The following is an 11689-nucleotide window of genomic DNA, read 5'->3' as shown; positions in this document are numbered from 1 at the left end:
TCTTTTTGTTGTTTATAATGAATCTTACAGGCTCAGTGCGCCATGCGCCAGACCTTCAAGGCATCGACGGTTTCCGCCACATCATGCACACGTACAATTTCCGCACCTTGCGCTACCGCAGCAAGCGCACCGGCAATGCTGCCGGCCAGGCGCTGCTCGACAGGCCGGCCCGTCACGGCGCCGATCATCGACTTGCGCGACAGGCCCGCCAGCACCGGCAGGCCCAGTTCGCCGCGCAGCTGGCGCGTGGCGCGCAGCAAGGCATAGTTCTGCTCGACAGTCTTGCCGAAGCCAAAGCCGGGATCGACACACAGGCGCTCGCGCTCGATTCCCGCCCCGACCATGGCATCGACGCGCTCGCGCAGGAAGTCGATGACTTCGCGCACCACGTCCTCGTATTGCGGCTGGTCCTGCATGGTCTGCGGCACGCTTTGCATGTGCATGATGCACAGCGCGCAGTCGCTGCCGCGCACGGCATCGATGGCGCCCGGCGCGCGGAAACCGTTGATGTCGTTGATCATGTCGGCGCCGGCCAGGATGGCTTCGCGCATCACTTCGGGCTTGTAGGTGTCGACGGACAGGGGCTTGCCGCAGTCGCGCAGGGCATACAGCACCGGCATGACGCGCTGCAATTCGTCCTGCAGCGGCAACGGCGGCGCACCGGGCCGGCTCGATTCGCCGCCGATGTCGAGGATGTCGGCACCGTCCAGCATCATCTGCTCGGCGCGCGACAGGGCAAATTCCAGGTGTTGGTAGCGGCCCGCATCGGAAAACGAATCGGGCGTGATGTTCAGGATGCCCATGACCAGCGCCTGCGTGCCCTGCAGGTTGAAGCCGAAGCGGCCAAATTGAAGATAATGTCGCATGTGAATCTATATAGTCAGGAAGGAAAGACTGGCGCGCTAACGAAAAAGGGCAAGGATTGCTCCTTACCCTTTGTTATCGCAGGCCGCCCGCAGGAGGCCGGCATCATGATCAGGCCGGTGCCGTCACGTTCGGCGAGATGCCGCCGGCACCGCTGTCGCCCGCATTGCGGCGTGGCGGAATGACCTTCGGCGGACGCGGCTCCAGGCCAGCCATGATGTCGTTGATTTGCTCGGCGTCAATGGTTTCCCATTCCAGCAAGGCCTTGGTCATCATTTCGACCTTGTCGCGGTTGCTTTCCAGCAAGGTGCGCGCCAAAGCATATTGCTTGTCCAGAATGTTACGGATTTCAGCGTCGACCTTTTGCTGGGTCGCTTCCGAGATCGTCTTCGTGGCGCCACCGAAGAAACCTTCGTTTTCGCTGTCTTCGTAGACCATCACGCCCATGCTGTCGGACATGCCGAAGCGGGTCACCATGGAGCGGGCCAGCTTGGTGGCGCGTGAAAAGTCGTTCGATGCACCGGTGGACATCTGTCCGACGAAAATCTCTTCGGCGATACGGCCGCCGAACAGGATGGAAATTTCTTCCAGCATCTTGTCCTTGTAGGCGGACAGATTGTCGTGTTCCGGCAGCTGCCAGGTCAGGCCCAGGGCCCAGCCGCGCGGCATGATCGTCACTTTATGCACGGGATCGGCCTTCGGCAGCAGCTTGGCGACGACGGCATGACCGGACTCATGGTAAGCCGTATTGCGACGCTCTTCCTCGCGGATGATCATCGATTTACGCTCCGGACCCATGTAGATCTTGTCCTTGGCATCTTCGAAGTCGGCCATTTCCACCAGGCGCTTGCTGCGGCGTGCCGCGAACAGGGCTGCCTCGTTGACCAGGTTGGCCAGGTCCGCGCCCGAGAAACCGGGGGTGCCACGGGCCAGGATATCGGCTTTCACGTCGGTACCGATAGGCACCTTGCGCATGTGTACGTTCAAGATCTGCTCGCGGCCACGGATATCGGGCAAGCCGACGGACACCTGGCGGTCGAAACGGCCCGGACGCAGCAGCGCCTTGTCGAGCACGTCGGCACGGTTGGTGGCGGCCACGACGATCACGCCGGAGTTCGCTTCAAAACCGTCCATCTCGACCAGCAACTGGTTCAAGGTCTGTTCGCGCTCGTCATTGCCGCCGCCCATGCCGGCACCGCGGTGGCGGCCGACAGCGTCGATCTCGTCGATGAAGATGATGCATGGCGAATGCTTTTTCGCGTTTTCAAACATGTCGCGCACGCGGCTTGCGCCGACGCCAACGAACATTTCCACGAAGTCCGAACCGGAAATCGAGAAGAACGGCACCTTGGCTTCGCCGGCGATGGCGCGCGCCAGCAGGGTTTTACCCGTGCCCGGAGGGCCGACCATCAGCACGCCGCGCGGGATGCGGCCGCCCAGTTTCTGGAATTTGCTCGGGTCCTTGAGGAAATCGACCACTTCGTTGACTTCTTCCTTGGCTTCGTCGCAACCAGCGACGTCGGCGAAGGTGACGGTGTTGCTGGCCTCATCCATCATGCGGGCCTTCGACTTGCCGAACGAGAATGCCCCGCCCTTGCCGCCGCCCTGCATCTGACGCATGAAGAAGACCCACACGCCGATCAACAGCAGCATGGGGAACCAGGAAACAAAAATTTGTTGCAGGAACGACGCTTCCTCGGGCGGACGCACATCGAAATGCACGCCATTGTCGCGCAGGTCGCCGATCAGGCCCTTGTCCAGGCTGGTAGCCGTGGTACGCACCTTGGTATCGTCCATCAGCTTGGCGGTGATCGACGAACCTTCGATCACGACATCCTTGACGCGCTTGGCTTTGACTTCATCCAGCAAGTCGGAATAAGCGATGGCCTTGCTGCCGCCTGTGGCGCCATGACTGTCGAATTGCTTGAACAGCATGAACAACAGCAGCAATACGACTACCCAGATGGCAGATTTGGAAAACATGTTATTCACGAAGACTCCTTGGATGCAGTGCGCATCTCTTTACCTATAGCTAGAAACACGATTTTACTCGTAATAAGCGGGCCGTGCCAAAGCCCGCCGATCCGTGCGCGCGAAAAAACCGCGTTCACGCAAAAAAGTGCAGTATAAACAATTTAGGCTTTTATACCACCGCCGCCACCGCACTTCTCGTTCCCATGTGCGGATTCCCGCTTAAATATCAAGGGCGGAATCATCTTCTTCAACGGCATTTTTCATCGGATTCTTGACACCACGCCCCATCAGGAAGATTTCCGACGATTTATCGCGGCTGGCCTTGGGCTTTTTCTGCACCACGACCTTGAATTCGGCGCGGAATTTCTCCACGATCTGGCTGAAACCCATGTCTTTAAAGCATTTCACCAGCAGCACGCCGGATGGCTTCAGGTGCAGCTGCGAAAATTCGATGGCCAGGTCGATCAGGTGCTCCATGCGCGCGGCGTCCGCCGTGGCGATGCCCGACAGATTGGGCGCCATATCCGACAGCACCAGGTCGACCTTGCGGCCTTGCAACACCACTTCCAGCTGGCGCAGCACGCGCGCTTCGCGGAAGTCGCCCTGGATGAAGTGGAAATCGGCGATCGGCTCCATTTCCAGCATGTCCAGGCCAATCAGCGTACCATTGACCCCGCCGCCATCCTTGCCGGCCAGCTTGCGCCGCGTGTACTGCGCCCAGCTGCCGGGAGTGCAGCCCAGGTCGACAATCACCTGCCCAGGCTTGATCAGTTTCTCGTCTTCATCGATTTCTTTGAGCTTGTATGCGGCCCGGGCACGGTAGCCCTCTTTTTGCGCCAACTTCACATAAGGATCATTTATGTGGTCGTGCAACCAGTTTTTGTTTAATTTCTTCTTTGCCATTCGCGTAGAATACTGCTTTTAAGGGAATTACTAAAAATTATTATGCTAAAACTTACACCCGTAGAGCGCAGCGCACTGCGCGCCGAAGCACACGCGCTGAAGCCTATCGTCATCATTGGCGAAGCGGGCTTGACACCTGCTGTCCTCAAAGAAATCGACCTGGGCCTGGATTCGCACGGCCTGATTAAAGTGCGCGTGTTCGGCGACGACCGCGAAGCCCGCGTCGGAATGTACGATACGATTTGCGGCAATCTCGGCGCCGCCCCGGTACAACATATAGGCAAACTGCTGGTAATCTACCGTCCGAAAAAAGATGTGGTTAAGGAGAAGGTCAGCGCCGGCAAAGGCATGCGCGAAGTGACCATCGTCAAGGCCAGCGCCAGCGGCACCAAGCGCCCGAGCGTGACGAAAGTCATGATCAAGGGCAATGAGCGCGTTACCGAAGGCGGTTCCATCAAGCGTGCCAAGCCACGTCAGAAAAGCGCCAAGAAAAGCGCACTGGGCAGCAAGTAAGCCTGTACACCCGGCCACCGCAAGGCGGCCGGGCTTGAAACAAGAAGCGGAGCACGGGATCTTCCCTGCTCCGCTTTTTTATTACTGTTATTACATAGACATCGTCGGATTACGCGCTGCGCGCCAATCCGACCTGCGGGCTGCGCGTTTTTATTGCAATTGCGCTGCGGCATTTGTCGGATTAGCGGGGCCGCAGGCCACGCGTAATCCGACAACACCACAGACGATTACTGCTGTTTCCAGATCAGCACGCCCGCCAGCACGCTTTGCACGGCAAAGATCACGGTCGACACGCCGTGCAGCATGCCGAAGCGGCTGCGCATGGCCTCGTCCATGATGCCCGACGGCGCTTGCGCCTTGAGTTCGGCCATCAGCGGCGAAATGCCGAAATGGCTGAGCAGCGCGCACACGAGCATCGACAGCACCAGCGCCCCCAGCAGGCGGCGGCGCTTCGGTTCCAGCACGCCGGGCGCCCATTGCAGCAAGGCCAGCAGTATCAAGGCACAGGCGATCGACAGCCAGGCCTCGGCGCGGAACATGCTGCCGGCGATATTGCCTGCCAGCACGCGGTCGCTCAAGGTCCCGAACAGGGTCGGTGCCACGATGAAGCCGATGGTCCACAGGCTGCCCGCCCACAGGGTGGCAACGAGGACGCGCACGCGGGCCAGCATCAGATGTACAGTACTTCCAGGATTTCGTATTCGCGCGGGCCGGACGGCGCCTGCACTTCGACCACGTCACCGGCATACTTGCCGATCAGCGCGCGGGCGATCGGCGACGTCACGGACACCTTGTTCATTTTCAGGTCGGCTTCATCGAGGCCGACGATCTGGTACGTGACTTTCTGGCCCGATTCCAGGTCTTCCAGGTTCACGGTCGAGGCAAACACCACGCGGCCTTCCGCGTCGAGCGCGGTCGGGTCGATGATTTGCGCGGCACCCAGCTTGCCCTCGAGCTCGGCGATGCGGCCTTCGACGAAGGCCTGGCGCTCCTTGGCGGCATCGTACTCGGCGTTTTCCGACAAATCTCCGTGCGAACGCGCTTCGGCGATCGCATCGATGACGATGCGGCGTTCCTTGGTCTTCAAATGATGCAGCTCTTCCTTCAGGAGTTCTGCGCCGTATTTGGTCAATGGGACTGAGGTCATGTTATCTCTACTATCTGCTAGTTATCGGCGCCGTTGCCGTGTTTTGCCACGCTGAACGGACTTACCAAGTGAAAACCACAGAGGCCGCGCGCTGCTCTGCACGGAACTCTGTGGTTGATAAGCATGCAGTGTACCGCCTAACGGCGGTCACTGCAAATCACACGCGGATTACTCAGCCTGTTGCAGGGTCTTGTGCAGACCTTGCAGATCGTACACACGCAACTCATCCAGATGGCGGATGCCTTCGACTGCCGCTTCCGCGCCGGCGATGGTGGTGTAGGTCGTCACGCGCGAGGCCAGGGCCGAGGTGCGGATGGCCCGCGAATCGACGATGGCGCTGCGCTTTTCTTCCACGGTGTTGATCACCAGCACGATTTCATGGTTCTTGATCATGTCGACCACGTGCGGACGGCCTTCGATCACCTTGTTCACTGGCGTGACGGCGATGCCGGCGGCAGCGATCACGGCGGCGGTGCCCTTGGTGGCAACCACGGTGAAACCGGACTCGACCAGGTCGCGCGCCACTTGCACGGCGCGCGGCTTGTCCGACGCTTTCACGCTGATGAAGACCTTGCCCGATTTTGGCAGGTTCACGCCGGCGCCCAGTTGCGATTTCACAAACGCTTCGCCGAAGGTCAGGCCCACGCCCATGACTTCGCCCGTCGATTTCATTTCAGGGCCGAGGATGGTGTCCACGCCCGGGAACTTGACGAACGGGAACACGGCTTCCTTGACGCTGAAATATGGCGGCACGACTTCCTGCGTGATGCCTTGCGAGGCCAGCGACTGGCCGACCATGCAGCGTGCGGCGATCTTCGCCAGTTGCAGACCGGTGGCTTTCGACACGAAAGGCACGGTGCGCGAGGCGCGTGGATTGACTTCCAGCACGAAGACGACGTCTTTCAGCTGGCCGTCGATCTCTTGCTTCTGAATCGCGAACTGTACGTTCATCAGGCCGACCACGTTCAAGCCCTTGGCCATCAGCGCCGTCTGGCGTTTCAGTTCATCAATGGTTTCTTGCGACAGCGAGTACGGCGGCAAGGAGCAAGCCGAGTCGCCCGAATGCACGCCAGCCTGTTCGATGTGTTCCATCACGCCGCCGATGAAGGTCGTTTCGCCGTCGGAGATGCAATCGACATCGCACTCGATGGCGTCGTTCAGGAAGCGGTCCAGCAGCACGGGCGAATCGTGCGAGACCTTGACGGCTTCGCGCATGTAGCGCTCGAGGTCGCGCTGCTCGTGGACGATTTCCATGGCGCGCCCGCCCAGCACGTACGATGGACGCACGACCAGCGGGTAGCCGATTTCCTGCGCCAGCGCCAGGGCGTCGGCTTCCGTGCGCGCGGTGCGGTTAGGCGGCTGGCGCAGCTCCAGCTTGTGCAGCATCTGCTGGAAACGCTCGCGGTCTTCGGCCGCATCGATCATGTCGGGCGAGGTGCCAATGATCGGCACGCCATTCGCTTCCAGGTCCAGCGCCAGCTTCAATGGGGTCTGGCCGCCGTACTGCACGATCACGCCGACCGGTTTTTCGATGGCGACGATTTCCAGCACGTCTTCCAGGGTCAGCGATTCGAAGTACAGGCGGTCCGAAGTATCGTAGTCAGTGGAAACCGTTTCTGGGTTGCAATTGACCATGATGGTTTCGTAGCCGTCTTCGCGCATGGCGAGGGCCGCGTGGACGCAGCAATAGTCAAACTCGATACCCTGGCCGATACGGTTCGGGCCACCGCCCAGCACCATGATCTTTTTCTTGTCGGTCGGATTCGATTCGCACTCTTCGTCGTACGTGGAATACATGTACGCCGTGTCGGTCGAGAATTCCGCCGCGCACGTGTCGACGCGCTTGTAGACGGGACGGATATTGAGTGCATGGCGCTGCTGGCGCACGGCCGTGTCGGTCGTTTGCAGCAAAAAGCCCAGGCGGCGGTCCGAGAAGCCCTTCTGTTTCAACTTGTACAGGGTGTTCTTGTCCAGGTTGTCCAGCTTCTGCGTATCGAGCCACAGTTCCAGGTCGACGATTTCCTTGATCTGGATCAAGAACCATGGGTCGATCTTGGTCAGCTGGTGCACTTCTTCCAAAGTAAAACCCTGGGCAAACGCATCGCCCACGTACCAGATACGCTCAGGGCCAGGCTCGCCCAGTTCTTCTTCGATCTTTTCGCGGTCCTTGGTCTTTTCGTTCATGCCGTCCACGCCCACTTCCAGGCCGCGCAAGGCTTTCTGGAACGATTCCTGGAAAGTACGGCCGATGGCCATCACTTCGCCGACGGATTTCATCTGCGTCGTCAGGTGGTGGTCGGCGGTCGGGAATTTCTCGAACGTGAAACGGGGAATCTTCGTGACGACGTAATCGATCGACGGTTCGAACGAAGCCGGCGTGGCGCCGCCCGTGATTTCATTGCGCAGCTCGTCCAGGGTGAAACCGACGGCCAGCTTGGCGGCGATCTTGGCGATCGGAAAACCCGTCGCTTTCGAGGCCAGCGCCGACGAACGCGATACGCGCGGGTTCATCTCGATGACGATCATGCGGCCATCGACGGGGTTGATCGAAAATTGCACGTTCGAGCCGCCCGTGTCGACGCCGATCTCGCGCAGCACTGCCAGACTGGCATTGCGCATGATCTGGTATTCCTTGTCCGTCAGCGTTTGCGCTGGCGCAACCGTGATGGAGTCGCCCGTGTGCACGCCCATCGGATCGAGGTTTTCGATCGAGCAGATGATGATGCAGTTGTCCGCCTTGTCGCGCACCACTTCCATCTCGTACTCTTTCCAGCCCAGCAACGATTCTTCGATCAGCAGCTCTTTCGTCGGCGATGCTTCCAGGCCGCGCTTGCAGATGGTTTCGAATTCTTCTTCGTTGTAGGCGATGCCGCCGCCGGAACCGCCCATGGTGAACGATGGACGGATGATGGTCGGGAAGCCCAGGGTGCGCTGCACGGCCCACGATTCTTCCATCGAGTGCGCCACGCCGGAGCGTGCCGAACCGAGGCCGATCTTGGTCATCGCGTCCTTGAACTTGGAGCGGTCTTCCGCCTTGTCGATGGCTTCCGGCGATGCGCCGATCAGCTCGACGTTGTATTTTGCCAGCACGCCGTTGTTGAACAGGTCCAGCGCGCAGTTCAGCGCCGTCTGGCCGCCCATCGTCGGCAGGATGGCGTCAGGACGCTCCTTGGCGATGATGCGCTCGACGACCGACCAGGTGATCGGTTCGATATAGGTCACGTCGGCCATTTCCGGGTCCGTCATGATGGTCGCAGGATTGCTGTTGACCAGGATGACTTTGTAGCCCTCTTCGCGCAGGGCCTTGCACGCTTGCGCGCCGGAATAATCGAATTCGCAGGCCTGGCCGATCACGATCGGGCCAGCGCCAATAATCAGAATACTTTTGATATCTAAACGTTTAGGCATTTTTCTTTTTCTCCTCCGCAGCCATCAAGTTGATGAAGCGGTCAAACAGGTAAGCAACATCCATCGGGCCCGGCGACGCTTCAGGGTGGCCCTGGAAGCAGAAGGCCGGCTTGTCCGTGCGGGCAAAGCCTTGCAGGGAGCCGTCGAACAGCGATTCATGGGTCACGCGGCAATTCGCGGGCAACGTTGCCGCGTCGACTGCGAAACCGTGGTTTTGCGAGGTAATCAAGACCTGTTTCGTTTCCAGGTCTTGCACCGGGTGGTTGGCGCCGTGGTGGCCGAACTTCATCTTCAAGGTTTTCGCGCCGGAAGCGAGCGCCATGATCTGGTGGCCGAGGCAGATGCCGAAGGTCGGGATGCCCTTCTCGATCAGCTCCTTGGTCGCCGCTATGGCGTAGTCGCACGGTTCCGGGTCGCCCGGACCGTTCGACAGGAAGATGCCGTCCGGATTCAGTGCCAGGGCGTCAGCGGCCGTCGCCTGCGCTGGCAGCACGGTGACCTTGCAGCCGCGCGCCGTCAGCATGCGCAGGATGTTGCGCTTGACGCCGTAGTCGAAGGCGACCACGTGGTATTTCGCGTCCGCGTCAGCCAGCTGGCCGTAGCCTACACCCAGGGTCCATTCCGTTTCACGGTACTCGTAGGCGACCTTGCTCGATACCACCTTGGCCAGGTCCATGCCGGCCAGGCCGGGGAAGGAACGGGCCAGTTCCAGCGCCTGCGCGGCGGACGGTTCGTTGCCTTGCGTACCGACCAGGATGGCGCCGCCCTGCGCGCCTTTTTCACGCAGGATGCGCGTGAGCTTGCGTGTATCGATGCCGGCGATGGCGACGATATTTTCAGCTTTCAGGTAGTCGGACAGGGAAACGGTGGAACGGAAATTGGATGCCAGCAATGGCAGATCGCGGATGATGAGGCCGGCGGCGTGTACCTTGGAAGACTCGACGTCTTCCGGGTTGACGCCCGTATTGCCGATATGCGGATAGGTCAGGGTGACCATCTGGCGGCAATAGCTTGGGTCGGTAAGGATTTCCTGATACCCGGTCATCGAGGTGTTGAAAACAACCTCGCCCGTGGTATGACCGGCGGCGCCGATCGAAAAACCTTTAAAGATCGTTCCATCAGCAAGCGCTAATATGGCTGGAACGGCAGGGCCAGAAAAAAATGGCGGCAAGGGCAACTCCTGATAAAGTTACCGTAGCTGCGCCACGTCAGACCGACCGCCTAGATACCCGAGCCAGATGCACTCAGGGCGTTTCAACGGTCATTTTGAATGAGGGGATGGGTAGTCGCTACGGTATATGTGTGATTGGCTAAACCTTTGAATTATAACCAAAAGGAAGCTTTTCCACAAGGAAGAAAATTCAGAAAGCCCGGCATTTTTTTGCGCAGCAGCATAAAACCGGCGCCCCATGAAAAAAGCCGCCCGGCTTGCGCGGAGCGGCTGGTTCTGCAACTGTGGCTACTACTTAGGCCGTCAGGGCCGCAATGCCCGCTTTCGCGATTTGCGCGTCCTCGGCAGACTTGACGCCCGAGACGCCGACGGCGCCCACGTAGTGACCGTCGTACACGATGGGCACGCCGCCTTCGAGCAAGCCGTCGATTTCCGGTGCGCTCAGGAACGACACGCGGCCGCCGTTGATCATCTCTTCATAGATGCGCGATTCGCGGCGGCCCAGGGCGGCCGTCTTGGCTTTCGATGGGGCGATGTGCGACGAGATCGGCGCCACGCCGTCCATGCGCTGCAGCCACACCAGGTGGCCGCCGTCGTCGACGATGGCGATAGCGACCGCCCAGTTATTCTTGACCGCTTCCGCTTCGGCGGCGGCTGCGATTTTCTTTACGTCGTCCAGGGTCAAAATCGGTTTCGATTGCATGCTGCATCCTTGTTATGTTGAAGTAAAATTGTATACGAAATGCGCTGCGGCGCGGCTACTTACTGCTCCCGCCGGGCTTTCAACTTTTGCTTGAGCTGTGCCATCACGGCAAATGTCGCCTGCTCACCCGCCAGGATGGCCTGGTTGCGGCTGTTGAAATCGTTGCCCTTCATGGTGCCCAGGCTGGGCTGGATCACCACGTCCGCATCTTTCAATTCGAACTGGTTGATGCGCTGGCCCATGATGGCGAACGTCTGCATCAGCACTTCCATCGAACTGATGGCCTTTTGCGTATCCGTTTGCGACGAGATATTCACGGCGATGATGAAATCGGCGCCCATGTCGCGCGCGAAACGCACCGGCACGGGAGCGACCAGGCCGCCATCGACATAGGTATGGCCGGCAATCGTCACGGGCTGGAACACGCCGGGCACGGCCGACGAGGCGCGCACGGCCATGCCGGTGTTGCCACGCTGGAACAGGATCGGCTGGCCATTTTTCAAATCGGTGGCCACCACGCCAAACGGGATCTTCAGCTTTTCCAGCGGCACGCCGCCGACGGCCTTGTTGACATAGCTTTGCAGCGCTTCGCCCTTGAGCACGCCGGACGACTTGCCGAACAGGGGCAAGGCCCAGTCGGAAATGGCCGCCTCATCCATGTCGAAGGCCATCTTTTGCAGGGCGAAGCCGGAATTGCCCGCCGCATACAGGGCGCCCACGACGCTGCCGGCGCTGGTGCCGACAACGATGTCGGCATGGATGCCCTGCGATTCGAGCGCCTTGATCACGCCGATATGCGCAAAGCCGCGCGCCGCGCCGCCGCCCAGCGCCAGGCCGATCTTGATCTTGCGGGGAGCGACGACGGGTTCGGGCGGCGTCAATACTTGTACGGGTTTCGGGGCGGTGGTATCGCAACCGGCCAGCACAAAGGCGGCCAGGGCAAGCAGAGTCAGGCGTTTAGGGAGCATAGTGGCTAAAGGGAACCGCACGCGGCAGTAAAAAGAAG

At 60.1% G+C, this 11689-nt stretch carries 10 protein-coding genes; 1 reads left to right on the top strand and 9 read right to left on the bottom strand.

Going from position 1 to position 11689, the window contains the following annotated elements; all coding sequences use genetic code 11:
- Positions 1–32 precede the first annotated feature (32 nt).
- The 3 genes from folP to AC3RCJ_RS12125 form a co-directional block, all read right to left on the bottom strand.
- Complete coding sequence (folP, locus tag AC3RCJ_RS12135; RefSeq protein ID WP_492963153.1) at positions 33–866, bottom strand: dihydropteroate synthase; 834 nt, start codon at positions 864–866, stop codon at positions 33–35.
- 109 nt (positions 867–975) lie between these two features.
- On the bottom strand, positions 976–2856 hold the full coding sequence (ftsH, locus tag AC3RCJ_RS12130; protein ID WP_492963151.1) for an ATP-dependent zinc metalloprotease FtsH: 1881 nt from the start codon (positions 2854–2856) through the stop codon (positions 976–978).
- Between the two features lie 201 nt (positions 2857–3057).
- Positions 3058–3741, bottom strand: coding sequence for an RlmE family RNA methyltransferase (locus AC3RCJ_RS12125; protein WP_492963149.1), 684 nt, complete (start codon positions 3739–3741; stop codon positions 3058–3060).
- Positions 3742–3783: 42 nt separating this feature from the next.
- Between AC3RCJ_RS12125 and AC3RCJ_RS12120 the strand changes: the two genes are divergently transcribed.
- Positions 3784–4254 carry a YhbY family RNA-binding protein gene (locus tag AC3RCJ_RS12120; protein WP_492963147.1) on the top strand — a complete coding sequence of 157 codons (471 nt, stop codon included), beginning with the start codon at positions 3784–3786 and terminating at the stop codon, positions 4252–4254.
- A 227-nt stretch (positions 4255–4481) separates the two neighbouring features.
- On the opposite strand, the gene AC3RCJ_RS12115 is transcribed toward AC3RCJ_RS12120, so the two are convergent.
- The 6 genes from AC3RCJ_RS12115 to AC3RCJ_RS12090 all read right to left on the bottom strand — a co-directional run bounded on the left by AC3RCJ_RS12115 (position 4482) and on the right by AC3RCJ_RS12090 (position 11651).
- Positions 4482–4925 carry a DUF4149 domain-containing protein gene (locus tag AC3RCJ_RS12115; protein WP_492963145.1) on the bottom strand — a complete coding sequence of 148 codons (444 nt, stop codon included), beginning with the start codon at positions 4923–4925 and terminating at the stop codon, positions 4482–4484.
- A complete protein-coding gene (gene greA, locus AC3RCJ_RS12110) occupies positions 4925–5401 on the bottom strand; it encodes a transcription elongation factor GreA (RefSeq protein WP_034757428.1) in 477 nt (158 codons plus the stop codon). The genes AC3RCJ_RS12115 and greA overlap by 1 nt, the downstream gene beginning before the upstream one ends.
- A gap of 168 nt (positions 5402–5569) precedes the next feature.
- Entirely contained in the window at positions 5570–8809 is a 3240-nt protein-coding gene (gene carB, locus AC3RCJ_RS12105) for a carbamoyl-phosphate synthase large subunit (protein ID WP_492963143.1), read from the bottom strand.
- Positions 8802–9980 (bottom strand): glutamine-hydrolyzing carbamoyl-phosphate synthase small subunit, encoded by a 1179-nt coding sequence (gene carA / locus AC3RCJ_RS12100; RefSeq protein WP_492963141.1) that lies wholly within the window; start codon positions 9978–9980, stop codon positions 8802–8804. Before carA ends, carB begins: the two co-directional genes overlap by 8 nt.
- A gap of 295 nt (positions 9981–10275) precedes the next feature.
- On the bottom strand, positions 10276–10683 hold the full coding sequence (locus AC3RCJ_RS12095; protein ID WP_492963139.1) for a GlcG/HbpS family heme-binding protein: 408 nt from the start codon (positions 10681–10683) through the stop codon (positions 10276–10278).
- A 59-nt stretch (positions 10684–10742) separates the two neighbouring features.
- Positions 10743–11651: a patatin-like phospholipase family protein gene (locus tag AC3RCJ_RS12090; RefSeq protein WP_492963137.1), complete on the bottom strand. Its 909-nt coding sequence runs from the start codon at positions 11649–11651 to the stop codon at positions 10743–10745.
- Positions 11652–11689 lie beyond the last annotated feature (38 nt).

The sequence above is a fragment of the Janthinobacterium sp. GW822-FHT07H11 genome (genome assembly GCF_058798615.1).
This window is presented reverse-complemented; position numbering and strand designations above follow the sequence as displayed.